This is a genomic window from Streptomyces sp. NPDC026377 (genome assembly GCF_055567715.1).
The window spans coordinates 24,562-48,389 of sequence record NZ_JBVHPV010000029.1 but is presented as its reverse complement, the minus strand read 5'-3'; the positions used below and the strand labels follow the sequence as shown (position 1 = coordinate 48,389).

At 72.5% G+C, this 23,828-nt stretch carries 19 protein-coding genes; 5 read left to right on the top strand and 14 right to left on the bottom strand.

Features of this window, described 5'->3' with window-relative positions; all coding sequences use genetic code 11:
* On the top strand, positions 1-291 hold a 291-nt coding region (locus tag ACZ4MU_RS33845; protein ID WP_467883371.1), incomplete at its 5' end, for a GTP-binding protein.
* 215 nt (positions 292-506) lie between these two features.
* Here ACZ4MU_RS33845 and ACZ4MU_RS33840 read toward each other — a convergent pair.
* The 4 genes from ACZ4MU_RS33840 to ACZ4MU_RS33825 all read right to left on the bottom strand — a co-directional run bounded on the left by ACZ4MU_RS33840 (position 507) and on the right by ACZ4MU_RS33825 (position 6,244).
* Positions 507-713, bottom strand: coding sequence for an acyl-CoA carboxylase subunit epsilon (locus ACZ4MU_RS33840; protein ID WP_467883370.1), 207 nt, complete (start codon positions 711-713; stop codon positions 507-509).
* 12 nt (positions 714-725) lie between these two features.
* Positions 726-2,309, bottom strand: coding sequence for an acyl-CoA carboxylase subunit beta (locus ACZ4MU_RS33835; RefSeq protein ID WP_467883369.1), 1,584 nt, complete (start codon positions 2,307-2,309; stop codon positions 726-728).
* Positions 2,310-2,463: 154 nt separating this feature from the next.
* Complete coding sequence (locus ACZ4MU_RS33830; RefSeq protein ID WP_467883368.1) at positions 2,464-4,797, bottom strand: polysaccharide lyase 8 family protein; 2,334 nt, start codon at positions 4,795-4,797, stop codon at positions 2,464-2,466.
* A gap of 97 nt (positions 4,798-4,894) precedes the next feature.
* Positions 4,895-6,244: a M64 family metallopeptidase gene (locus tag ACZ4MU_RS33825; protein WP_467883367.1), complete on the bottom strand. Its 1,350-nt coding sequence runs from the start codon at positions 6,242-6,244 to the stop codon at positions 4,895-4,897.
* Between the two features lie 112 nt (positions 6,245-6,356).
* On the opposite strand from ACZ4MU_RS33825, the gene ACZ4MU_RS33820 reads away from it, so the two are divergent.
* Positions 6,357-7,700 carry a helix-turn-helix domain-containing protein gene (locus ACZ4MU_RS33820; RefSeq protein WP_467883366.1) on the top strand — a complete coding sequence of 448 codons (1,344 nt, stop codon included), beginning with the start codon at positions 6,357-6,359 and terminating at the stop codon, positions 7,698-7,700.
* A gap of 152 nt (positions 7,701-7,852) precedes the next feature.
* The gene (locus ACZ4MU_RS33815) at positions 7,853-8,461 is read left to right on the top strand and encodes a YceI family protein (protein WP_467883365.1); all 609 of its coding nucleotides are present in this window, start codon (positions 7,853-7,855) and stop codon (positions 8,459-8,461) included.
* An 8-nt stretch (positions 8,462-8,469) separates the two neighbouring features.
* Here the strand turns inward: ACZ4MU_RS33815 and ACZ4MU_RS33810 are convergent, their stop codons facing one another.
* The 7 genes from ACZ4MU_RS33810 to ureA form a co-directional block, all read right to left on the bottom strand.
* Positions 8,470-9,846, bottom strand: a complete 1,377-nt coding sequence (locus ACZ4MU_RS33810; RefSeq protein WP_467883364.1) for a hypothetical protein — start codon at positions 9,844-9,846, stop codon at positions 8,470-8,472.
* 93 nt (positions 9,847-9,939) lie between these two features.
* Positions 9,940-11,571: a citramalate synthase gene (gene cimA, locus ACZ4MU_RS33805; RefSeq protein ID WP_467883363.1), complete on the bottom strand. Its 1,632-nt coding sequence runs from the start codon at positions 11,569-11,571 to the stop codon at positions 9,940-9,942.
* A 283-nt stretch (positions 11,572-11,854) separates the two neighbouring features.
* On the bottom strand, positions 11,855-13,180 hold the full coding sequence (locus tag ACZ4MU_RS33800; protein WP_467883362.1) for an MFS transporter: 1,326 nt from the start codon (positions 13,178-13,180) through the stop codon (positions 11,855-11,857).
* An 80-nt stretch (positions 13,181-13,260) separates the two neighbouring features.
* Complete coding sequence (locus tag ACZ4MU_RS33795; RefSeq protein WP_467883361.1) at positions 13,261-13,878, bottom strand: TetR/AcrR family transcriptional regulator; 618 nt, start codon at positions 13,876-13,878, stop codon at positions 13,261-13,263.
* 16 nt (positions 13,879-13,894) lie between these two features.
* Positions 13,895-14,929, bottom strand: a complete 1,035-nt coding sequence (locus ACZ4MU_RS33790; protein WP_467883360.1) for an agmatine deiminase family protein — start codon at positions 14,927-14,929, stop codon at positions 13,895-13,897.
* 10 nt (positions 14,930-14,939) lie between these two features.
* On the bottom strand, positions 14,940-16,673 hold the full coding sequence (locus tag ACZ4MU_RS33785) for an urease subunit alpha (RefSeq protein ID WP_467883359.1): 1,734 nt from the start codon (positions 16,671-16,673) through the stop codon (positions 14,940-14,942).
* A complete protein-coding gene (ureA, locus tag ACZ4MU_RS33780) occupies positions 16,670-17,371 on the bottom strand; it encodes an urease subunit gamma (RefSeq protein WP_467883358.1) in 702 nt (233 codons plus the stop codon). Before ureA ends, ACZ4MU_RS33785 begins: the two co-directional genes overlap by 4 nt.
* Positions 17,372-17,531: 160 nt before the next feature.
* On the opposite strand from ureA, the gene ACZ4MU_RS33775 reads away from it, so the two are divergent.
* Positions 17,532-18,959 (top strand): cytosine permease, encoded by a 1,428-nt coding sequence (locus ACZ4MU_RS33775; protein ID WP_467883357.1) that lies wholly within the window; start codon positions 17,532-17,534, stop codon positions 18,957-18,959.
* A 314-nt stretch (positions 18,960-19,273) separates the two neighbouring features.
* On the opposite strand, the gene ACZ4MU_RS33770 is transcribed toward ACZ4MU_RS33775, so the two are convergent.
* A complete protein-coding gene (locus ACZ4MU_RS33770) occupies positions 19,274-20,359 on the bottom strand; it encodes a branched-chain amino acid aminotransferase (RefSeq protein ID WP_467883356.1) in 1,086 nt (361 codons plus the stop codon).
* Positions 20,360-20,599: 240 nt separating this feature from the next.
* Positions 20,600-21,640, bottom strand: coding sequence for a 3-isopropylmalate dehydrogenase (locus tag ACZ4MU_RS33765; RefSeq protein ID WP_467883355.1), 1,041 nt, complete (start codon positions 21,638-21,640; stop codon positions 20,600-20,602).
* Between the two features lie 193 nt (positions 21,641-21,833).
* Between ACZ4MU_RS33765 and ACZ4MU_RS33760 the strand changes: the two genes are divergently transcribed.
* The gene (locus ACZ4MU_RS33760) at positions 21,834-23,438 is read left to right on the top strand and encodes a purple acid phosphatase family protein (RefSeq protein WP_467883354.1); all 1,605 of its coding nucleotides are present in this window, start codon (positions 21,834-21,836) and stop codon (positions 23,436-23,438) included.
* Here ACZ4MU_RS33760 and ACZ4MU_RS33755 read toward each other — a convergent pair.
* The gene (locus ACZ4MU_RS33755) at positions 23,435-23,566 is read right to left on the bottom strand and encodes a hypothetical protein (RefSeq protein ID WP_358836543.1); all 132 of its coding nucleotides are present in this window, start codon (positions 23,564-23,566) and stop codon (positions 23,435-23,437) included. The genes ACZ4MU_RS33760 and ACZ4MU_RS33755 overlap by 4 nt on opposite strands.
* Between the last annotated feature and the right edge of the window lie 262 nt (positions 23,567-23,828).

Below are 23,828 nucleotides of genomic sequence, written 5' to 3'. Positions count from 1 at the left end.
ATGTGGGACGACCTCGTCCGCGGCGCCATCGGCGCCGTAGTACTGGTGGACACCCGCCGCCTCGCCGACTGCTTCCCCGCCGTCGACTACTTCGAGAACAGCGGCCTGCCCTTCGTCATCGCCCTCAACGGCTTCGACGGACACCAGCCCTACACACCCGACGAAGTCCGCGAAGCCCTCCAGATCGGCCCCGACACCCCCATCATCACCACCGACGCCCGCCACCGCGGCGACGCCAAGAGCGCACTGATCACCCTGGTCGAACACGCCCTGATGGCACGACTGCGGTAGCCCTGCGGGCATGCGTCGCGAAAGGCCCCGCCACTCCGGGAGGAGCGGCGGGGCCTTTCGCGCTGGAAGCGCCGTTGTTCAGCCGCGGGCCGGTGGGGGCCGGTCGCGCGGTTCCCCGCGCCCCCGGCAGGTCCTGGGCACCGCGTGGCGTGGACGCGAGAAGGCCCCGCCGCTCCACGAGGGAGCGGCGGGGCCTTCTCTCCGGCGCTACGGGCCTAGCCCTGCCAGGAGTGCGCCGTGCGGAAGCCCGGGGTGCGCTCCAGGCGGCGCCAGCCGGCCGTGTCGCGGCCACGGGCGGGGGCCGGGGCGGGCTGGGCGGCGGCGCGGGCGAGCAGGACGGCCGTGATGGCCGCCAGCTCCTCCGGAGCGGCCTCGCCCTTCTCCACACGGAGGACGGAGGGGGAAGAAGTCGGGGTGTTCACTCGGGCTCCTCGTTACTGAGGCGGGTTGCCGTGCTTGCGGGACGGCAGGTCGGCGTGCTTGGTGCGCAGCATCGCGAGGGAGGCGATCAGCACCTCGCGGGTCTCGGCGGGGTCGATGACGTCATCGACCAGGCCGCGCTCGGCCGCGTAGTACGGGTGCATCAGCTCGGCCTTGTACTCCTTGACCATGCGCACGCGCATCGCCTCGGGGTCCTCGGCCTCCGCGATCTGCTTGCGGAAGATGACGTTGGCGGCGCCTTCGGCGCCCATCACCGCGATCTCGTTGGTGGGCCAGGCGTAGGTGAGGTCGGCACCGATGGACTGGGAGTCCATCACGATGTACGCCCCTCCGTAGGCCTTGCGCAGGATCAGCGAGATCCGGGGCACGGTGGCGTTGCAGTACGCGTACAGCAGCTTGGCACCGTGCCGGATGATCCCACCGTGCTCCTGGTCGACGCCCGGCAGGAAGCCGGGGACGTCCAGAAGGGTGACGATCGGGATATTGAAAGCATCGCACATCTGAACGAAACGGGCGGCCTTCTCCGACGCCTCGATGTCCAGGACGCCCGCGAGCGTCTGCGGCTGGTTGGCCACGATGCCGACGACCTGGCCGTCGAGCCGGGCCAGGGCGCAGATGATGTTGCGGGCCCAGCGCTCGTGGATCTCCAGGTAGTCGCCCTCGTCGACGAGCTCCTCGATCACCTTGTGCATGTCGTACGGTCGGTTGCCGTCGGCGGGCACCAGGTCGAGCAGCACCTCGCCGCGCCGGTCGGCCGGGTCCTCGCTGGGGTGCGAGGGCGGGTTCTCCCGGTTGTTGGACGGGAGCATCGACAGCAGGTAGCGGACCTCGGCGAGGCAGGTCTCCTCGTCGTCGTACGCGAAGTGGGCCACGCCCGAGGTCTCGGCGTGCACGTCCGCGCCGCCGAGGCCGTTCTGGGTGATCTCCTCGCCGGTCACCGCGCGGACCACGTCCGGGCCGGTGATGAACATCTGCGAGGTCTCGCGGACCATGAAGACGAAGTCGGTCAGGGCCGGGCTGTAGGCCGCGCCGCCCGCGCACGGGCCGAGCATCACGGAGATCTGCGGGATGACGCCCGAGGCCCGGGTGTTGCGCTGGAAGATGCCGCCGTACCCGGCCAGGGCGCTGACGCCCTCCTGGATGCGGGCGCCCGCGCCGTCGTTCAGGGACACCAGCGGCGCTCCGGCGGAGATGGCCATGTCCATGATCTTGTGGATCTTGGTGGCGTGGGCCTCGCCCAGGGCGCCGCCGAAGATCCGGAAGTCGTGCGCGTAGACGAAGACCGTACGGCCCTCGACCGTGCCCCAGCCGGTGATGACACCGTCGGTGTACGGCTTCTTCGCCTCCAGGCCGAAGCCGGTCGCCCGGTGCCGCCGCAGCTGCTCGACCTCCTTGAACGAACCCGGGTCGAGCAGCAGCTCGATCCGCTCACGCGCGGTCAGCTTGCCCTTGGCGTGCTGCGCCTCGGTCGCGCGCTCGCTCGGCCCGCGCCGGGCCTGCTCACGCAGGGCCAGGAGCTCGGCCACCCGGCCACGCGCGTCACGGGGCTCACCCGGGGTTTCGTCCACAACGGTCATGCATCGACCCTACGAACCCGACCAAGAATTTCCCGCCGTCGACTCTGTACAGTCTCCGGACCGTTTTCCTGGTACCCCTGAACAGAACTATCCCGCGATGCAGGCGAAGTGCCAGCTCAGACCCGTGCGGCGTTGTAGGGGTCCAACAACCGGATCAGATGAGAGTCACATCACAGCGGTGGCAGGCGCCCGCCGCGCCGGGGGTGATCCGCAGCCGCAGCTCGGCGCCGGCGGCCAGGACCTCGACGGCGGGGCCGGCGCCGGACACCCCTCGGACGGGGTGTCTCCAGACGACCTCGAAAGGCTGTCCGGTGCGCGGCGGCTCACTGACCCGGAGCGTGGCCGCCGCCCCTCCGCTCCGTACGAGCACGCTCGCCGGGGCGGTGACCGACAGCGGGCCCGCGCTCCCGGCCTGCCAGAAGTTGGCACACACGAGGTCGAGGGCGGGGACGGACACGGCCTGGCAGGCGGCGGTGTTGGCCAGCACCGTGAGCCAGCCGGTGTCGGCGGCGCGGGCGGCCACGGTCTGCCGGGAGGCTCCGGGCATCAGCTGGTAGCTGTAGGAGGCGCCCACCGGATCGGTCCCGTGGTCCAGCCACAGCGTCTGATAGGTGCGGGTGCGCCGTTCGGTGGAGCTGGTGGTGTTGATGTCGCTCCACGCCCCGGTCCTGGCCTCGCGCCGGGTGCGCAGGGCGGTGGTGCCGCCGGGGAAGACCCAGCCGCCGTGTCCCTCCAGATGTGCCCAGCGGGTCCGGGTGGCGCCGTCCCGGGAGAAGACGGCGTCCCCGGCCTCCCCCAGGTTGCGGTTGTCGACCACCGTCTCCACCCGGACGCCGTCGGCGGCGGTGATCCCGGCGCCGAGGCAGATGACCGTCCCGGCCGTGCAGAACCAGGACTTGCGGGCCTCGAGCGTCGAGCCGAGCCCCCTCAGATGCTGTCCGACGGCCCCGAACTCCCCGTCGTTCGCCCCGCCCACCCACCGCACCTCGGGTCTGGCCGCGCCCCACTCGCCGCCCGCCCGGTCCGCGAGCCGACGGGTGGACACGGTGGTCCCCGGCAGCCGGTAGGGGTCCACGGTCGGCCAGAACCAGTCCGTGTACTGGTCGTTGCCCCGCTCGCCGGGCCACCAGTAGAGCATTCCGGCCCCGGTGTGCCAGCCGCGCGGGTTCTCGCCGTTGCCGCACTCGTAGTACGAGATCCGGTTTGAGGCCATCGCGATGTTCGCGGTCCATCCGGGCCGCCGGTGGACGGCGCGGTCCATCGCGGCGAAGAGGGTGTGCCCGACCGGTTCGGGCGCGGCGGCCACGGGTCCCTCCAGCACCGCCTGGAGCCGGGCGAGGTCGGCGACGGCGAACTGCCGGGCGGCGAGGACCGGATGCGTGGGGTCCCGCTCGGCCCACCCCTTGATCAGCCCGTGCCACCGGTCCCGCTCCGCCGGCGAGGCGCCCCCCGCCAGAACGGCGATCGCGGCCATGAGCCCCTCCCCGTGGAAGTGGTCGCTCCGCATCACCCGGGCGTCGTCCGCGAGCAGATACCCCCGGCTGACGGCCCGCCCGTTGACGCTGTCCATGACCAGTCCGTTGTGGATGAGCGGCGCGTAGGCGCGCTCCACGCTGTCGAGGACGGTCTGCCGCCGGGGGTCGGTGACGGCCCAGCTCGTCCCGGCGAGCAGCGTGAAGAGCCGCCCGAGCCCGTCGAGCAGGACCTGTCCGTACGTACCCGAGTAGGCGACCGAGGTGTGCTGGACGAACGATCCGTCGGCGTAGAGGCCGTCGCCGCTCGTGACGTACGGGAAGACCGGCGAGAGGGCGTCGCGGGCCAGGGCGAGCTTGGCGGGGGCGCGGCCGACCGCCCCGCGCACGGCGACCGAGCGGCAGAGATCGACGCGGTTGGCACCGGTGGAGGTGCCCGAGTACTCGGCGAACACGGAGTCGGGCACGAAGTGGTCGACGGCCGCGCAGGCGGCCTGGATCCGCGTCTCGCCCGCGTACGCGTAGAGCGCGTCGACGAGGTCGGTCAGCAGGCGGGGGCTGCCGATCTGCCACTCCCACCAGTTGCCGTACCGCGCGGTGGAGGGGTTGTAGACCGTGGCCCCCACATGGTCGAGACCGGCCAGGACGTCGGCGAGCAGGGCGGTGTCGCCGGTCAGGCCGGTGGCGGGCTGGAGGAAGGCCTCGGCCATGGTCCACAGCCGGCTGTAGCTCCGGGTGATCCCGGCGGGCGGGTCGAAGGGGCTGTCCGGCCAGAGCGCGTGCTCGCCCGGGGCCATCGAGGACCGCAACGCGCGGGCGCGGTCGCCGGTCTCCTTGAGCCGGGAGGCGTACGGCTCGGCGGCCGGGTCGAAGCCCGTGCCGAGCGAGAGGTCGCGCCAACGGCCGCGCAGCACGGCGAACTCGTCGGCGGCGGACGCCTCCGTGGCGGCGGCCAGGGCGAGAGCGCTTGCCCCCACCACGGTCAGGAAGGTGCGTCGGGACGGCAGCAAGGACACAGGAGACTCCCGGGGGGAAGTGGCGCAGACCGCTGCCGCTGGTGTAGCACGGTGCGTCCGGGGGCTCAATGCCCCGGACGCACCGGTCGGCAAGCGCTTACCGCCGTACGGTCCACACCACGGAGTCGCTCAGCCCGGCCCGCACGCGCGGATCGCGCACCGCCGAGGTCCCGTCGGTGACGGTCACCTTCAGCTGGTGGGCGCGCCGGTCCCACGGTGAGATGATCGCCTGCGCGACGCCGACCCAGGTCCGCCCCTCGAACCGGGTGAGCTCCCGCCCGTCCAGGTACCAGCGGATCGAAGGCTGCTTGACGTCCGCGCCCGCCAGCCGGGGCACGGTCACCCGCGCCTTGTCGTGGACGCGCAAGGTCCGCGTGGTGGGCACGGCGGCCGTGGCGATCGAGGCGTGCCGGTAGAACCCGTCGATCATCGCCTCGCGGCCGGGCAGGCTGAAGGGCTTGCCGAGGATGCGCATGATCGAGTTGTCGGTGGGGCGGTTGAGCCCGGTGACGTAATAGCCGCCGCCCTCGTACGCGCCCACCGTGCCGCCGTCGGGCGAGGTCTCACCCAGCCAGCGGTACCACTTGGTCCGCCGCGCGGCCATCTCGGCGGCGCTCAGCACGGAGATGTTGGACTCGGCCACCTCGGGCCCGGAGTAGTGCTCGTAGCCGGGCGTGCCCGGGTAGAAGTACTCGTCGGCGAGCTTGCCCAGCGAGTGGCCCGTCTCGTGGATGGCGACCTGCCCGGATTTGGCGTTGCCGGCCGACGCGGTGGAGATCCCCTCGTAACCGAGCTTCCGGCTGGGCTCGTTGTACCCGGCGCCGCCGTACTTCGTGCTGTTGGCCAGCACGATCACCAGGTCCGCCTGCGGCGCCTTGGCGACATAGGCGTCCACCTTGTCCTGGTCGACGCAGAGCAGCCGCTCGATGCCGTCGCACCAGAAGTACGAACCCAGTGCCGTGCTCTTCACGTCGCCCCGCGCGGGGTCGCCGGAGACACCGGACTGCGCGGAGACGGCGTCCACGGTCCACACGTTGAAGAGTTTCTGGTACGTGGTGTACGGCTCGACGCCGGTCACCTCACCCCACTTCTCCTTGGCGTCGGCGTGGAACTTCGCCAACTCGTCGACGGTGTAGCCGTCGCCCACGATGACGACGTCGAGCCGGTCGGCGCTGGGCCCGTTGTTCACCATCTCGCCGACGTCACCGTCGGCGTCGGCGGCCCGCCCGAAGAGCCGGGCGGCAGGACGGCTCACCCCGGCGGCCGGCACGCGCACATGCCCGGACCCGGCGACCGCGCCGCCCTCCGGCCCGGGTATCTCGACCTCGACGCGCGGCCGGGGCGCGGGGGTGTCGGCGGCCTGGGCGGGCACCGACAGCAGCGCCGCCACGACGGATCCGGTGAGCCCGGTCGCGGCTATGGTTCTGCGCAGAAGGGCTGGGCGCATGAAATCCTCCCCCAGTGACGGAAGTTAAGCAGTCGGATAAATCTGTTGAACGGCTCGCTTAAGTTAGGCGGCGCACGGGGCATGCGCAATGCCCCGGGACGAGGGAGACACGATGGACGAACCTGCCGTGATCGGCCGCCGGGTACAGCGGCTGCGTAGCGAACGAGGGCTGACCCAGCGGCAGTTGGCCGAGCCCGCCTATACCCCGGCGTATGTGTCGACCCTGGAATCAGGCAAGGTCAGACCGTCCGAGGCGGCGCTGCGTCACCTCGCCGAGCGCCTGGGCACCAGCTACGAGGAGCTCGCCACGGGCCGCCCCGCCCACCTCGCCACCGAGCTTCGTCTGCACCTCACCGACGCCCAGCGGCTCCTGGCGACCGGCGAGGCGGACGAGGCGGCCGTGCGCTACCGCCGGCTGCTGACCGAGGCCGAGCTGCACGGCCTGCTCGCCGAACAGGCCGAGGCGCTCCTCGGCCTGGGCGAGTGCGCCCTGGAGAGCGGCGAACTGCCCGACGCCATACGCCACTTCGAGGCGGCCGAGCGCCATCAGGCGGACGAGCCGCTGCCACGCAGGACGCGCGCGATCCGGGGGCGGGCCATCGCGCACGTCCTGGCCGGGGAGCTGCGCTACGCCTGCTACCTGCTCGAGTCCACCATCGAAGAGCTGGGCACCTCGGGCCTGAACGACCCGGAGTCGCTGGTCCTCCTCTACTCGGCGATCATCGGCCCCTATCTGGACATGGGAGCCCAGGCCCGCGCCGCCCACGCCGCCGAACTGGCCCTCGCCCTCGCCCCGCAGGTCTCCGACCCGGCCCTGGTGGCGGGCATGCACCGCCAGGTCGCCCGCACCTTCCTGGCCGAGGGCCGCACCGCCGACGCCGACGCCTCCCTCGCCAAGGCCCAGGCGGTCTACCGCCAGCTGCGACTGCGCACCGATCTGGCGCACTGCCACTGGATGCGGGGGTACGTCCACGCGCAGGGCGGGGAGCTGGACTCGGCCGAGCGGGAGCTGCGCACGGCCCGCGACATGCTGGCCGCCAAGCGGGCCGCGCTCTTCACCTGCCAGGTCGAGGTCGAACTCGCCGACGTCCTGAGGCGCCTGGGCCGCCACACGGAGGCGGCCGCGCTGCTCACCCCGCTGCTGGATCCCGCGCCGGAGCTGGGCGACCGGCACGGCGCGGTCCACGCGGGCGGCGCGCACCGCCTCCTCGGGCTGATCCACGAGGAGCGCGGCGACCTCGACACGGCCGAGGAGCACTACGTGACCGCGCTAGGCCTCCTGGAGCGCAGCGGCGCCTCCGGCGACCTGGCGGACCTGTGCCGCCTCCTCGGCGACCTGCTGCGGCGTACGGGCCGCACGGAGGCGGCGCTCGACGCGTACCGGACGGGCCTGGGGCACCGGTCCGCACCGGGGACGACGACCCTGGGACCGGCACCGGCGCCGCCTCGGTACTGAGGGCGCCGCCCCGCGGGCCCCGGCGTCGCGGCCCCGGGGCCCCTGGCGCCCCCCGGCACCCCACACCCTCACAGTTGTTGAAACTTGAACGGAATAGGTCTACAGTCAATCTCGTTGAACCTTCAACCAACTGCCGAAGGAGCACGAGCACCATGGGAATCTTCACCCGCAAGAACACCGGCACCGCCACCCTCGCCGCCCCCGCCCCCGTCGACCCCGCCCTCGCCGCCCTGACCGGCACCTACACCATCGACCCGGCCCACAGCAGCATCGGCTTCACCGTCCGCCACGCCATGGTCACCAACGTCCGCGGCAGCTTCGGCGAGCACGAGGGCACCCTCATCCTCGACGGCAGCGACCCCGCCGCCTCCTCCGCCGTCATCGAGGTGAAGATCGCCTCCGTGGACACCGGCATCGCCGACCGCGACGCCCACCTGCGCAGCGCCGACTTCTTCGAGGCCGAGCGCTTCCCGGTGATGACCTTCCGCTCCACCGAGGCCCAGCAGCTCGGCGGCGACAAGTACCGTGTCATCGGCGACCTCACCATCAAGGACGTCACCCGGCCGCTCGCCATCGACCTGGAGTTCAACGGCTCGGCCACCGACCCCTACGGCAACCAGCGCGTCGGCTTCGAGGGCAGCGCCGACGTCCTGCGCTCCGACTGGGGTCTGACCTGGAACGCCGCGCTGGAGACCGGCGGCGTCGTGGTCAGCGACAAGGTCCGGCTGACCTTCGACATCTCGGCGATCAAGTCGGCCTGAGCCAGGGCCTACCAGCCACCGCCGCCGTCGAAGCCGCCGCCACCGCCGTCCCCACCGCCCCCGTCGCCCCACCCGCCACCGAAGTCGGACGCGTCGAAGTCCGCCCCGGAGACGTCGCCCCCGTCGAAGCCCTGCCCCGGCCCCGCGAAGTCCGCGCCGCCGTAGTCCACCGCGTACGCCGGGGTGGCCAGCATGGAGCCGAGCATCGTGCCCATCAGCAGTCCGGGCAGCATGCCCCCGCCGAAGTACCCGCCCGCCCAGGGCCCGTACGCCGGACCCGCGTCGTAGTACGGACGGCGTCCCCCGTCCGTGTCGACCTGCCGTACCAGCGGGTCCTGCCCGTCCCGCAGGCGCGTCGCGTCCGCGCGGCAGACCGGGACCTCGCGCGGGGCGCCGCCCGCCGGGGACCAGATGGCGTCCTCGGCCGAGGGGCCGTGGCTCGGGTCGAAGAAGCAGGGGGCGCGGCGCTCGGGCAGCGGCCGGTGCTCGCGGCGGGCGGCGAGGGTGGCGAGCGAGAACCGCCCGTCCTCCAGGGCCTGGGTGACCCCGCGCACGTCGGAGGGGTGCCGGGCCGCCGCCATCAGGCTCTTCGCGGTCTCGTAGGAGTCGAGCGCGCGCTCGTAGTCGGCGCGCATCGCGTCGTCGGCGCCCGCCTCCGCCGGATGGAAGTCGAGCCGGTCCAGCTCCTCGCCGAACGCGGTGATGTCCTCGTCCACGACCACCTGGAGCCGTTGGAGCGCGGCCCGCTCCTCCTCGGCCTTCCTCTTCCGGTTGCGCCGCACCAGGGCGTACGCGCCGGCGCCGCCCGCGACGACGACCGCGCCCAGGGCGATCAGCCCGGTCGCCGAGCCGCCGCCGTCGTCGCCGCCGGACCCCGCGCCGCCGCCCCAGGAGGCGGGGGCGTGCCCGCGCAGCGTGGGCAGGGCCTGGTCCACGAACGCGTTCAGCTGGGTGGACGCGTCCGTGGCGGTGCCCGGGGCCCGTACGGCAGTCTTGAGGTTCTCCACGGCCTGCGGCGACATGACCCTGCGGTCGGCGCCCGCGTTGAAGGCGTCGCCCAGGCGGACCGCGTAGAGGCCGGTGACGCCGGTGTCCGTACGGAGGTTGCGCAGCAGGGTGTCCCGGGGGTAGGCGGAGGTCGCGGGCAGCACGGCCACGAAGAGCGGCTTGTCGGCGTCCTTGATCTTCTTGGCCAGGGCCTCGGCCTGGGCGGCCGGGAGCTGCGCCGCGGCGCCCGGGTCGACGTACACCGGCGCCTCGCGCAGCGCGGCGGCGACCTCGCCGACCCCGGACGCGGCCGGCGCGGCGGTGGCGGCCCCGGTGGCCACGGGGGCCAGTGCGAGGAGTGCGGCGGCGGTGGACGCGAGCAGAACGCGGAGCCTCATGCTTCCGACGCTACCGGAGTCCCTGAGGAAACGGACAAAACCTTCCGGGCGGCCTGGGCCACGGGCCCGCGCGAGGCCCGGGCACGCCGTCCGCTACTCCGGCGGCTCCACACCCGCCCGGAGCAGCCCGTAGGTGTACGCGTCCTCCAGCGCCCCCCAGGACGCCCCGATGATGTTGGTCGCCACTCCCACCGTCGCCCACTCCCCCGCGCCGTCCGTGGTCGTGATCAGGACCCGGGTGGTGGAGTCGGTGCCGTGGCGGCCCTCCAGGATGCGGACCTTGTAGTCGACCAGCTCCAGCTTGGCCAGCTGGGGGTAGATGCGCTCCAGGCCGACCCGCAGGGCGCGGTCGAGCGCGTTGACGGGGCCGTTGCCCTCCGCCGTAGCCACGATCCGCTCGCCCTTGGCCCACAGCTTCACCGTCGCCTCGTTGGCGTGGGTGCCGTCGGGGCGGTCCTCGACGATGGCGCGCCAGGACTCGACGCGGAAGTACTTGCGGGCCCGGCCCTCCGCCTCGGCGCGCAGCAGCAGCTCGAAGGAGGCGTCGGCGGCCTCGTAGGTGTAGCCCTTGAGCTCGCGCTCCTTGACCCGCGCGACGACCCTGCCGACCAGCTCGCGGTCGTCCCCGAGCTCGACGCCGAGCTCCTTGCCCTTGAGCTCGATGGAGGCGCGGCCCGCCATGTCGGAGACCAGCATCCGGATGCGGTTGCCGACCAGGCCCGGGTCGATGTGCTGGTAGAGGTCGGGGTCGACCTTGATCGCCGAGGCGTGCAGGCCCGCCTTGTGGGCGAAGGCGGAGACGCCCACGTACGGCTGGTGCGTCGAGGGGGTCAGGTTGACCACCTCGGCGATCGCGTGCGAGATACGCGTCATCTCGGCGAGCGCGCCCTCGGGCAGGACCCTCATGCCGTACTTCAGCTCCAGCGCCGCCACCACGGGGAACAGGTTGGCGTTGCCGACCCGCTCGCCGTAGCCGTTCGCGGTGCACTGCACGTGCGTGGCGCCCGCGTCGACCGCCGCGAGGGTGTTGGCGACGGCGCAGCCGGTGTCGTCCTGGGCGTGGATGCCGAGCCGGGCGCCGGTGTCGGCGAGGACGGTGGCGACCACGGCCTGGATCTGGGCGGGCAGCATGCCGCCGTTGGTGTCGCAGAGGATGACGACGTCCGCGCCGGAATCGCTCGCGGCCCGCACGACCGCCTTGGCGTACTCGGGGTTGGCCCGGTACCCGTCGAAGAAGTGCTCGCAGTCGACGAAGACACGGCGGCCCTGTTCGCGCAGGTGGGAGACGGTGTCCCGGACCATCTCCAGGTTCTCCTCCAGCGTGGTGCGCAGGGCGAGCTCGACATGGCGGTCGTGGGACTTGGCGACCAGCGTGATCACCGGGGCTCCGGACGCCAGCAGTGCCTTGACCTGCGGGTCCGTGGCCGCGCTGCCGCCGGGGCGGCGGGTGGCGCCGAACGCCACCAGCTGGGCGTTCCTGAAGCGGATCTCCTGCTTGGCGCGGGCGAAGAACTCCGTGTCGCGGGGGTTGGCGCCGGGCCAGCCGCCCTCGATGAAGCCCACCCCGAAGTCGTCCAGGTGCCGGGCGATCGTCAGCTTGTCCGCGACGGTGAGGTTGATGCCCTCGCGCTGGGCGCCGTCGCGCAGCGTGGTGTCGAAGACGTGGAATCCATCGTCGACGCGGTCGGCGCGACGACTGTCTTCAGATGCCTCGTTGGCCGTCATGCTGGGGTGACTCCTGTCGGGTGAGTGGCTCCGGACTGGCTGGCTCCACTGCCCCCATCATCGCGTGCGGTTCGCGTCCGGCCGAGGTGGGGCCGGGAAACGAAAAGACCCCTCGCGGGTGCGAAGGGTCTGCGCGCGGGTCTGGGGCACGATGTCCGCTGCCGCGGGGGTTGTGCCGCGGGTTCAGCGGTCACTGCGGACCGGCGCGCTGCTGTCCATAATCATCAGGAAAGCGAGCACGGCCGCAGTCTGCCACAGAGCCGCCACGCCGTGGACCGGGGTCTCAGGATGCGGGCACCCCGTCCGTTCCGGCGGGCACGGGAGCGGCGGGGGCGGGCGGCGCGACCCGGTTCAGGTCGATGTCCCGTGTCTCCCTCATCGTCAGGTACACCACCAGGCTCACCGCGGCGCACCCCGCCACGTACCAGTAGAAGCCGGACTCGATGCCGCCCCGCTTGAACCACAGCGCCACGTACTCCGCCGTACCGCCGAACAGCGCGTTGGCGATGGCGTACGGCAGGGCGACTCCGAGGGCCCGGATGCCGGTCGGGAACAGCTCCGCCTTCACGCAGGCGTTGATGGACGTGTAGCCCGTCACCACCACCAGGGCGAGCAGGGCCAGGCCGAAGGCCGGCCAGAAAGTGCCCGCGTGCCTGAGCATCGTCATGACCGGCACGGTCAGGAACGTCGAGCCGACCGCGAAGGTGATCAGCAGCGGACGGCGGCCGATCCGGTCCGAGAGCATGCCCGCGAGCGGCTGGAGGCACATGAAGACGAACAGCGCGCAGAACGACACCAGCGAGGCCGTCGGCTTGGGCATGCCCGCGCTCTTGGAGAGGAACTTCGTCAGATACGTGGTGTACGTGTAGTACGCGACCGTGCCGCCCATCGTCAGCGCCATGACCAGGAACGCCTCCCTGCGGTGGCGCCACAGCGCCTTCAGGGTGCCCCGCTCCTCGTCCCGCGCCGCGCCGGACTCCTCGTACACCTCGGTCTCCAGCATGTTCCGCCGCAGGTAGAAGACGACCGCCGCGCCCAGCGCGCCCACGATGAAGGGGACGCGCCAGCCCCAGCTGTGCAGCGCGTCCTCGGAGAGCGTGCGCTGCATGACGATCTGGAGGCCGAGGCCGACGAGCTGGCCCGCGGTCATCGACACGTACTGGAAGCTGGAGGCGAAGCCCCGGCGGCGGGGGTCGGAGGCCTCGGTGAGATAGGTCGCGCTCGCCGCGTACTCACCGCCGACCGAGAGGCCCTGCAACAGCCTCGCGACCAGCAGGACCGCCACTCCCCCGTAGCCGGCCACCCCGTACGTCGGCGCCACCGCGATCAGGACCGCCGAGGCGGACATCAGGGTGACGGTCAGGGTCAGCGCCGCCTTGCGGCCCCGGCGGTCGCCGATGCGGCCGAGCAGCCAGCCGCCCACCGGCCGCATGAAGAAGCCGACGGCGAAGATCCCCATGGTGTTCATGAGGTTGGCGGTCTCGTTCCCCTTGGGGAAGAACGCGTCCGCGAAGTACACCGCGAAGGTGGCGTACACGAACCAGTCGAACCACTCGACCATGTTGCCGGCCGAACCGACCCAGATCTTCTTCCACTGCTCTCGTCCCATGGAAGATCACGGTGGCCCAGCCCGGTGCGGCCGACAAGGGTGACGCACGCAACGATAAGGCGTACTTGCGTACGTTGTGTTCAGCCCCCGGTCGGGGGCCGCACAAGCGACTCGTCCACGAACTCCCGTACGTGGTCGAGGACTTGGGGCCGTCCGGTGCCGGGTATGCCGACCGCCACATGGACGCTGAAGCCGTCGAGCAGCGCCCGCAGCCGGGCGGCGAAGCGGTCGGCGTCGACCGGGCGGAACTCCCCGCGCGAGACGCCCTCCGCGATGATCGCGACCAGATCGCGGTGCCAGGCGCCCTCGATGGCGGCCTGGCGGGCGCGGGCGTCGCCTTCGGCGTTCTGCGAGCGGTTCCAGACCTCCAGCCACAGGATCCAGTGCGGGTCGCGGACGCCGTCGGGCACATACAGGTCGACGTAGGCGTCGAGGCGCTCGCGAACCGGGCCCGGCCGGGAGAGCAGGGCCCGGCGCTCGGCGCCGAGCCGGCCCTCGCTCCACTCCAGGGTCTGGAGCAGCAGCTCGTCCTTGCTGCGGAAGTAGTAGAGGAGATGGCCGCTGGACATGCCGACCTCGCGGCCCAGACCGGCCATGGTCAGGCCGTCGAGACCGCGCTCGGCGATCGTGGCCATGGCGGCGGCCAGCACCTCCTCGCGCGGCGGCGCGTTCCTGCGCGCGCGGGCCGGACCGGCCATTGCTGCTCCTCCTGGATCACACCCTGGGCTGCTGCTGGGTGATGCAGTGGATGCCACCGCCCCCCGCGAAGATCGTACGTGCGTCGACGAGGGTCACGGTCCGCTCGGGGAAGAGGCGGCGGAAGATGCCCGCCGCGATCTCGTCCCTCGGGTCGTCGAAGCCGCACAGGACGACGCCGCCGTTGCAGAGGTAGTGGTTGATGTACGAGTGGTCGACCCAGCCGTGGTCGTCGGTGAGGGCGGTCGGGGCGGGGACCTCCACGACCTCGATGCTCCGGCCCCGCGCGTCGCTCTGGCTCCGCAGCAGCGCCACGTTCTCCCTGCACACCTCGTGGTCGGGGTGGGCCGGGTCGGGCTGGGTGTGGGCCACGACCACTCCGGGGCGGGCGAACGCGGCGACGATGTCGACATGGCCCAGCGTGCCGTAGCCGTGCGGCGGATAGTCGGCGGTCAGACCGCGCGGCAGCCAGATCGCCTTGCGGGTGCCGAGCATCGCGTGGACCTCCGCCTCGACCTGCTCACGCGTCCAGCCGGGGTTGCGCTCGGGGCCCAGCTGCACGGACTCGGTGAGCAGGACCGTGCCCTCGCCGTCGACGTGGATCGCGCCGCCCTCGTTGACCAGGCGCGAGGTGTACGTACGCGCCCCGGCCAGGTCCGACACGTACGCGCCGATCTTGGCGTCGTGCTCCCAGCGGGCCCAGTCCTGGGCGCCCCAGCCGTTGAACGTCCAGTCCACGGCGGCGAGTTCGGTGCCGTTGGTCAGGAAGGTCGGGCCGATGTCGCGCATCCAGGCGTCGTCGAGCTCGCGCTCCACCACGTCGATCCCGGGGCCGAGCAGGGCTGCGGCCCCGGCGCTCTGCCCGGGGCCGCAGACGACGGTGACCGGCTCGAAGCGGCGCACGGCCCGGGCCACGGCCGCCCAGGCCGCGCGGGCCTCGGCCAGCTCGCCCTCGCCTGCGAAGGTCACGTTGGGGCCGGGCCACGCCATCCAGGTGCGCTCGTGCGGAGCCCACTCGGCGGGCATGCGGAAGCCGTCGGCGGCAGCGGTCATCGTGGGGTCCTTAGAGGAAGTAGAGGCGGTTGAGGGAGACGGAGTCGGCGGGCTCCGAGCGCAGCGGGTCACCGTCGAGGGTGACCAGACCGGTGCGGGCGTCCACGTCCACCGCTCCGGTACGGGAGTTGAGGACGAGGTCGGCGGGGCCGATGCCCCGGGTGCCGCGCACGGCGACCCGGCGCCGGCGGGTCGGCAGCGCATCGCCTCCCTGGTCGAGGGCCGCGTGGGCCACGAAGGCGACGGAGAGCTCGGCGGGGGTGGCGCCGTGGGCCCCGAAGAGCGGGCCGAGGACCAGGGGTTCGCAGGTGTCGGTGGCCGCGTTCGGGTCGCCCGTGACGCCCCAGGCGGGGAAGCCGGACTTCAGCACCAGCTGCGGCTTGGCGCCGAAGTAGGCGGGCCGCCACAGCACGATGTCGGCGAGCTTGCCGACCTCGATGGAGCCGATCTCGTGCGCCAGGCCGTGGGCGAGCGCCGGGTTGATGGTGAGCTTGGCGATGTAGCGCAGCACGCGCGCGTTGTCGTCGTCCTCGCCGTCGCCCTCCAGGGGGCCGAGCTCGGCCTTCATCTTCGCGGCCATGGCGAAGGTGCGGCGGACGGTCTCGCCCGCGCGGCCCATGCCCTGGGCGTCGGAGGAGGTGATGCCGATCGCGCCCAGGTCGTGCAGCACGTCCTCGGCGCCCATGGTTCCGGCCCGGATGCGGTCGCGCGCCATGGCCGCGTCGCCGGGCAGGTCCGGCTTGAGGCCGTGGACGGAGACGATCATCCCGTAGTGCTCGGCGACCGCGTCCCGGCCGAACGGCAGGGTCGGGTTGGTGGACGAGCCGATGACGTTGGGCACGCCCGCCATCTTCAGCACGTTGGGGACGTGGCCGCCGCCGCACCCCTCGATGTGGAAGGCGTGGATGGTCCGCCCGTCCAGGACCTTGAGGGTGTCCTCCACCGACAGGCACTCGTTCAGCCCGTCGCTGTGCAGGGCGACCTGGACGTCGTGCTCCTCGGCCACGCGCAGCGCCGTGTCCAGGGCGCGGGTGTGCGCGCCCATGTCCTCGTGGACCTTGAAGCCGCAGGCGCCGCCCTCGGCGAGCGCCTCCACCAGCGGGGCGCCGTCGGAGGACGAACCCCGCCCCAGGAAGCCGATGTTGACGGGCCAGGCGTCGAAGGCCGCGAAGGCGTTCCGCAGCGCCCAGGGCGAGTTGACCCCGACGCCCCAGACGGGGCCGAACTCCTGGCCGATGAGCGTGGTGACGCCGGAGGAGAGCGAGGCCTCCATGATGCGCGGCGAGAGCAGATGGACATGGGTGTCCACGGCGCCGGCGGTGGCGATCAGTCCCTCGCCGGAGACGATGCTGGTCCCGGTGCCGACGACGACGTCCACCCCGTCGAGGGTGTCCGGGTTCCCGGCGCGCCCGATGGCGTGGATGCGGCCCTCGCGGATGCCGATGGAGACCTTGCGGATGCCCAGCACCGCGTCGATGACGACGACGTTGCTGATGACGACGTCGCAGGTGTCGCGGACGGCGGCGGCCTTCAGGTGCAGTCCGTCGCGGGCGGTCTTGCCGAACCCGGCGAGGAACTCCTCGCCGGGCCGCTGGGAGTCCGACTCCACCCGGACGGTGAGCCCGCTGTCCCCGAGCCGGATCCGGTCCCCGGCGCGGGGCCCGAAGACGGCCGCGTACTCCTCGGGGTCGATGTGGCGGCTGCCGGGCGCGCAGTGGTCGCTGTGGCGGCTGGGCCTGCTCATGAAACCGCTCCTTCCGGGTGGGCCCCGAGGTAGCCGCAGGCGGCCGCCCGGCGCAGGGCCTCGCGCCGGGCGCCGGGCGCGTCCAGCGGCCCGTCGACCAGTCCGGCGAAGCCGATGGCGATCCGGGCCCCGCCGATCGGGACGAGCCCGACCTCGGCCTGGCCTCCGGGGTCGAACCGCACCGAGGACCCGGCCGGTACGCACAGGCGCATCCCGTACGCGGCGGCGCGGTCGAAGTCCAGGCGCGGGTTGGCCTCGAAGAAGTGGAAGTGCGAGGTGACGCTGACGGGGACGGCGGCGGTGTTGCGCACGGTGAGCCGGAGGGCGGGCTCGGGGTCCGGGCCCTGCGGTCCGGGCAGCACGGCGCCGGGGGCGTCCGCGCCGCTTCCGGCGGCGCCGCGGATGGGTGCCGGGACCACGGCGAGCCGTGAGCCGTCGTCGAAGACGGCTTCGACGTGCACCTCGGTGACCACGTCCGCGACCCCCGGCAGGACGTCGTCGGGGCCGAGGACGCTCTGGGCGGCCGCGATGGCGTCGGCGAGCCGGCGCCCGTCGCGGGCCGCCTCGCAGACGGTGTCCGCGATGAGCGCGGTCGCCTCGGGGACGTTCAGCCGCAGGCCGCGCGCCCGGCGGGCCCGGGCGAGCTCGGCGGCGCCGAAGAGCAGCAGCCGGTCACGTTCTGTGGGGGTAAGTCGCACGCACCACACCTCCTGTTAGAGCACCACTCTAACCGCTGTCCGCAATGAGACAAGGGCTTGACGCGGGCACCGGGCAGACCTCACATTGAACGCCACTCAAACAACCGGAACGTCGAAATCAGGCCGGTGCGTCACGGCCGTCGAGCGTCAGGGGCAGCCCATGCAGATCGAACAGCACGGAGTCGACACGATCCCGGAGGCGGAACGCACCAGCGGCCCCCGTGACCTGGTGTCGATCCTGCTCGGCTCCAACCTCTGCCTCGGCGTGATCGTCTTCGGCTGGCTCCCGGTCTCCTTCGGCCTCGGCTGGTGGGCGTCGGTGAGCGCGGTCGTCGCGGGGACGCTGGTGGGCACGGTCCTGACGGCCCCGCTGGCGCTGGTGTCCCTGCGTACGGCGACCAACCTGTCGACGTCGTCGGGCGCGCAGTTCGGGGTGCGGGGCCGGCTGGTCGGCTCGGTGGTGGGCCTGCTGCTGTCCCTCGGCTACACGGCGCTCACGGTCTGGATCGGCGGCGACGCGATGGCGGGCGTGCTGCACCGGCTGTTCGGCCTGCCCATGGGCGGCGCCGCGTACGGGACCGTGTACGCGGTGCTCGCGGCGGCGACGGTGATCGGCGCGGTGTACGGGTACCGGGTGCTGCTGCGCCTGTCCCGGGTTCTGGCGTTCGGCATGACGGCGCTGCTGCTCCTGGGGGTCGCGGCCTATGCCCCGCGCTTCACGACGGCGGCGCTGCCGGACGCGGGCGGCTATCTGCTCGGCTCGTTCTGGCCCACGTGGCTGCTGGCGCTGGTGGCGGCGGGTCTGAGCGGTCCGATCGCCTTCATCACGCTGCTCGGCGACTACACGCGCTACATCTCCCCCACCCGCCACACCCCGCGCCGGGTGCTCCACGCCACCTGGCTGGGTCTGGTCGCCGGGCTGCTGGTGCCGCAGCTGTTCGGCACGTTCACGGCGTACGCGGCGGGGGCGGCGACGGACTACGCGGGTCCGCTGGTGGCGGCGGCGCCGGGCTGGTACCTGGTCCCGCTCCTCCTCGCGGCGTCGGCGGGGTCGGTGGGCAACGCGGGGCTGATGCTGTACTCGATGGGGCTCGACCTCGACGCGATCCTGCCGCGCGCGTCGCGTACGCGGGCGACGTTCGCGGTGGCCGGGGTGGCGACGGTGTGCGTCTTCGCGGGGCACTACGCGTGGGACGCGCAGGCGGCGATGACCTCGTTCGTCCTGCTGCTGACGGCGGTCGGCACGCCGTGGGCGGTCATCACCCTCATCGGCTTCGCCCGCTGCCGGGGCGTGTACGACGCGGACGCCCTCCAGGTCTTCAACCGGCGGGCGCGGGGCGGGGCGTACTGGTACCGGGGCGGGTGGAACTGGCGGGCCGTGGTGGCGTGGGGGCTGGGGGCCGGGGTGGGGGTGCTGGGGGTGTCGCTTCCCGGGTACTCGGGGCCGCTGCTGGGGGTCACCGGTGGGGTGGATTGCAGCTTTTTGCTGTCGGGGGTGGTGGGGGGTGCGGTGTACGCGGCGCTGAGCCGGGGGGTTCTCCCCCACCCCGCCCCTTCCCTGAACCCTCCGGGGGCGGAGGCGGCCTGAGCACCCCGGCGGCCCGACCGGGGGCCGGCCCCCCGGACCCCGTGTTCGTCTGCGGACCGGCGGGAGTTGCCCGCACCCCTGAACGGCCCGGCGTTCGTCTGCGGCCCGGTGGTCGGTTGCTCGCGCAGTTCCCCGCGCCCCTACGGCACCTCCAGCCCTTCCGGCGTTTGAGGAGCGGGGTCCGGGGCGGAGCCCCGCTCCTTCAGGGGCGCGGGGAACTGCGCGGCCAGCCCCCACCGGCCCGCAGGTCGGGCGCGAAGCGAGTGCGCCCCCGGAGGGTTTCGGGAAGGGGCGGGGTGGGGGCGAAAAGGGCGTCAGCCCAGGCGGTGCATCCAGCCGTGGGTGTCCGGCGTCGCCCCCGTCTGGAGGTCGAGGAGGGCCTTCCGCAGCCTCATCGTGACCTCCCCCGGCTCCCCGTCCCCCTGAGTCCAGCTCGCCCGAGCCGACTTCACCGACCCCACCGGCGTGATCACCGCCGCAGTCCCGCACGCGAAGACCTCCGTCAGCGTCCCCGCCTCCGTGTCCCGCTTCCAGTCCTCCGTGGAGATCCGGCCCTCCTCGGCCGTGTAGCCCAGGTCCCGCGCGATCTTCAGCAGCGAGTCCCGGGTGATGCCCGGCAGCAGCGAGCCGGTGAGCGACGGGGTGACGATGCGGTCGCCGTACACGAAGTACAGGTTCATCCCCCCCATCTCCTCGATCCACCGGTGCTCCACCGCGTCCAGCCAGACCACCTGGTCGCACCCGTGCCCCGCCGCCTCGGCCTGGGCGACCAGGGAGGCGGCGTAGTTGCCCCCGGTCTTGGCCGCGCCCGTACCCCCCTTGACCGCGCGCACGTACTCCTCGGAGAGCCAGACCGACACCGGCTTCACACCGCCGGAGAAGTAGGCCCCGGCCGGCGACGCGATCACGATGAACAGGTACTCGTTGGCCGGGCGCACCCCCAGCCCCACCTCGCTCGCGATCATGAACGGCCGCAGGTAGAGCGAGGCTTCGCCGGAGGCCGGGACCCACGCCCGGTCCTGCTCGATCAGCGCGTCGCAGGCGGCGATGAACAGCTCGTCCGGCAGCTCGGGCATCGCCATCCGGCGGGCCGACGCGCGGAAGCGCTCCGCGTTGGCCTCGGGGCGGAAGGTCGCCACCGTACCGTCGGGCTGACGGTAGGCCTTGAGCCCCTCGAAGATCGTCTGCGCGTAGTGCAGCGTCATGTTGGCGGGGTCCATCGACAGCGGCGCGTACGGCGTGAGCTCCGCGTCGTGCCACCCCCGGCCCTCGGTCCACTTGACCGTCACCATGTGATCGGTGAAGTGGCGGCCGAATCCGGGGCTTGCCAGGATCGCGTCACGCTCCGCGTCCGACAGCGGGTTCGCGGAGGGCTTGAGCTCGATCGTGGGCGTCGTCATGGTTGCGTGTCCTTCACCGGTTGTGTGGGTCGGACCGCGCTCACGCCGCCTTCGCTGCTGCTAGGACGTCCGAGCTTTTCCGCATGCCGCGGTCCCACGTTCGATTATCGCTCGTGCGGGACCATGACTGAAACGGTGTGATTGCGGCCCAGGGACTGATGGTGGCACCCCGGGGCCGTACAGGAAAAGCCGCCGGGTGCTGGTGCGACCCGGCGGCTTGTCTGAGGAAGAGCGCTCGGGTCAGCCCGATACTCGTACGGCGAGCGCGTCGCCGATCTCGTCGGTGGTACGGGCGGAACCGTCCCGTGCGGCCAGGTCGGCCTGGACGGCGTCCTCGATCCGGGCCGCCTCGGACTCGTGACCGAGGTGGCGCAGGAGCAGGGCGACGGAGAGGACCGTGGCCGTGGGGTCGGCCTTGCCCTGGCCCGCGATGTCGGGCGCGGAGCCGTGGACCGGCTCGAACATCGAGGGGAACGCGCCGGTCGGGTTGATGTTGCCGGACGCGGCCAGGCCGATGCCGCCGGTCACGGCCGCGGCGAGGTCGGTGAGGATGTCACCGAAGAGGTTGTCGGTGACGATGACGTCGAACCGCTCGGGCTGGGTGACGAAGAAGATCGTCGCGGCGTCGACGTGGAGGTAGTCCGTGGTGACGTCCGGGTACTCCTTCGCCACCGTGTCGAAGGTGTTCTTCCACAGGTGGCCGGCGAAGACCAGGACGTTGTTCTTGTGGACCAGCGTCAGCTTCTTGCGCGGCCGGGCCTGGGCGCGGGCGAAGGCGTCGCGCACCACGCGCTCCACGCCGTACGCCGTGTTCACACTGACCTCGGTGGCGACCTCGGCCGGGGTGCCGGTGCGCAGCGAGCCGCCGTTGCCCGTGTAGGGGCCCTCGGTGCCCTCGCGGACCACCACGAAGTCGATCTCGGGGCTGCCGGCCAGCGGGGTCGCCGTGTTCGGGAACAGCTTCGAGGGCCGCAGGTTGATGAAGTGGTCGAAGGCGAAGCGCAGCTTCAGCAGCAGACCGCGCTCCAGCACGCCGGACGGCACGCTCGGGTCGCCGATGGCGCCGAGCAGGATCGCGTCGTGGGTGGCGAGCGCCTGAAGCTCCGCGTCCGGCAGGGTCTCGCCGGTGCGGTGCCAGCGCCGGGCGCCGAGGTCGTACTCCTTGGTCTCCAGCTTCACATCCGCTGGAAGGACGGCGTTCAGGACCTTGAGCCCCTGGGCCACCACTTCCCGGCCGATGCCGTCACCGGGGATCACTGCGAGATCGATGCTGCGAGACATGGATGCACCGTACTCCCCGTCCCATTCGTTGACATGTCGAGTCCACGATGCGGACAGCGCGGGCCGGCCCGCCCGCCGAATGGCTGGCGGGGGTGAGGGGCGGGCCGATTCCGGGGAGTGGCATGGGGAGCTGTACGCGCCGCGTCCACCCGGTGGGGAGGCGCGCGCGTCCGAGGAGAGGACGTTTCCGCCCATGGACATCCCTCGTTTCGGCATCCCCGAGAAGCTCGCCGGCCGTATGACCATGGCCGAGCAGCACGAGTACCTGCGGACGCGGCTGACCCGGCGCGGGGTGCTGCGCACCTCCGCGGCGACCGCCGCGATCGCCGGCGCCGGGGCGGGCACCACGGTCGCGACCGCCTCCCCCGCCCGCGCCGCCCCGGCCGTACTCACCTCGCGGGGCGCGGCCACCGAGGTGGACGGTTCGCTGGTGGCGCCGTTCGGGCGGCACCTGGCGTACGGCGCGGACCCCCGGACGCAGATGGCGGTCTCCTGGCAGGTGCCGTTCGCGGTGCGGCGGCCCTACCTCCGGATCGGGCTGACGCCGTGGGCGCTCAGCCACCGGATCGGCGCCGAGGTGCGCCGTCTCAGCACGCCGGCGCTGAACGGGGGCAGGATCGCGGCGGCCGAGCAGTACTACGTGCACGCGGGCCTGGAGCGGCTGCGGCCCGGCACCACGTACTACTACGGCGTCGGCCACGACGGCTTCGACCCGGCCGACCGGCGCCACCTCGGCACCCTGGGCACCTTCACCACCGCGCCCGAGCACGCCGGGGCGTTCACCTTCACCGCCTTCGGTGACCAGGGCGTCGGCTACCACGCGCTCGGCAACGACCAGCTGATCCTCGGTCAGAATCCGGCGTTCCACCTGCACGCGGGCGACCTCTGCTACGCCGACACGTCCGGCTCCGGCACCACCGGCGACACCTACGACGCGCGCACCTGGGACCAGTTCCTCGCCCAGACCGAGTCGGTCGCCAAGACCGTGCCCTGGATGGTGACCACCGGCAACCACGACATGGAGGCCTGGTACTCGCCGGACGGCTACGGCGGCCAGCACGCCCGCTGGTCGCTGCCGTGCAACGGCCCGGATCCGGTCCGGCTGCCCGGGGCGTACTCGTTCGTGCACGGCAACGTGGGCGTGGTCGCGCTGGACGCCAACGACGTCTCGTACGAGATCCCCGCCAACTTCGGGATCAGCGGCGGCGGGCAGACGCGCTGGCTCGACCGGCGGCTGGGCGAACTGCGTGCCGACCGCCGGGTCGACTTCGTCGTGGTCTTCTTCCACCACTGCGCCTTCTCGACCACCAGGGCGCACGCCTCGGACGGCGGGGTGCGCGACGCCTGGGTGCCGCTCTTCGAAAAACACCAGGTGGACCTGGTCATCAACGGCCACAACCATGTGTACGAGCGCACCGACGCGATCCTGCGCGGCGCCGTGGGCCGCAGGGTCCCGGTCGGCGAGCGCACGGACCCGACGCGGGACGGCATCGTGTACGTCACGGCCGGGGGCGCGGGCCGCGCGCTCTACGACTTCCCGGCCCCCGACAGCTACGAGGGCCACGTCGAGGACCGGGAGAGCGTGGCGGGCTACCACTGGCTCAAGGGCCGCGCGAAGGCGACCGAGACCGTGGAGTGGTCCCGGGTGCGTTACACGGGCTACTCGTTCCTCGCCGTACAAGTGCAGGCGGGCCCGCACCCGTCGATGAGGGTCTCGGCGCTGGCCGAGTCGGGCGCGCGGATCGACCACTTCGAGATCCGCAGGGCGGGCGCCGGGCGGTTCTGGCGAGGCGCCTAGTGCCCGGTGGCGCCCCCGTTGTCCCTGCGGTCGAGTGCGCGCTGGAGCGCGGCTGCGGCGTTCTTGCGGTCGGCGTCGCTCGTACGGGCGACATGGCGGACACGGCGGACGGTCGTCGTCTCGGACATGAGGATCGACTCCTGGAGATCACGGGGATATCGAGGCGCCGGAAGGGACGGGGAGCGCTGCCGCAGGGGTTGCCTGCCAAGGGGCACCGCGCTCACGACCGCCATTCGCTGGATCTAGCGAGACGTTCGGCTCCTCCAAAGCTAAGGGAGGACTCCGCTTCTGTCTCCACGATTACTCGGACTTCCTACTATCTGAGACGGCGCCCGGCCGCTGAGCGGTGCCATCTAGTTTGCATTCCTATCTAGGTGGTGCTGAAATACA

Bases quoted from the DNA above. Each gene is read 5' to 3' on its own strand.
- ACZ4MU_RS33770 (WP_467883356.1), bottom strand. From the start codon at position 20,359: ATGACGACGCCCACGATCGAGCTCAAGCCCTCCGCGAACCCGCTGTCG.
- ACZ4MU_RS33815 (WP_467883365.1), top strand. From the start codon at position 7,853: ATGGGAATCTTCACCCGCAAGAACACCGGCACCGCCACCCTCGCCGCC.
- ACZ4MU_RS33760 (WP_467883354.1), top strand. From the start codon at position 21,834: ATGGACATCCCTCGTTTCGGCATCCCCGAGAAGCTCGCCGGCCGTATG.
- ACZ4MU_RS33755 (WP_358836543.1), bottom strand. From the start codon at position 23,566: ATGTCCGAGACGACGACCGTCCGCCGTGTCCGCCATGTCGCCCGTACG.
- ACZ4MU_RS33820 (WP_467883366.1), top strand. From the start codon at position 6,357: ATGGACGAACCTGCCGTGATCGGCCGCCGGGTACAGCGGCTGCGTAGC.
- ACZ4MU_RS33765 (WP_467883355.1), bottom strand. From the start codon at position 21,640: ATGTCTCGCAGCATCGATCTCGCAGTGATCCCCGGTGACGGCATCGGC.
- ACZ4MU_RS33810 (WP_467883364.1), bottom strand. From the start codon at position 9,846: ATGAGGCTCCGCGTTCTGCTCGCGTCCACCGCCGCCGCACTCCTCGCA.
- cimA (WP_467883363.1), bottom strand. From the start codon at position 11,571: ATGACGGCCAACGAGGCATCTGAAGACAGTCGTCGCGCCGACCGCGTC.
- ACZ4MU_RS33795 (WP_467883361.1), bottom strand. From the start codon at position 13,878: ATGGCCGGTCCGGCCCGCGCGCGCAGGAACGCGCCGCCGCGCGAGGAG.
- ACZ4MU_RS33790 (WP_467883360.1), bottom strand. From the start codon at position 14,929: ATGACCGCTGCCGCCGACGGCTTCCGCATGCCCGCCGAGTGGGCTCCG.
- ACZ4MU_RS33800 (WP_467883362.1), bottom strand. From the start codon at position 13,180: ATGGGACGAGAGCAGTGGAAGAAGATCTGGGTCGGTTCGGCCGGCAAC.
- ACZ4MU_RS33785 (WP_467883359.1), bottom strand. From the start codon at position 16,673: ATGAGCAGGCCCAGCCGCCACAGCGACCACTGCGCGCCCGGCAGCCGC.
- ACZ4MU_RS33775 (WP_467883357.1), top strand. From the start codon at position 17,532: ATGCAGATCGAACAGCACGGAGTCGACACGATCCCGGAGGCGGAACGC.
- ACZ4MU_RS33835 (WP_467883369.1), bottom strand. From the start codon at position 2,309: ATGACCGTTGTGGACGAAACCCCGGGTGAGCCCCGTGACGCGCGTGGC.
- ACZ4MU_RS33825 (WP_467883367.1), bottom strand. From the start codon at position 6,244: ATGCGCCCAGCCCTTCTGCGCAGAACCATAGCCGCGACCGGGCTCACC.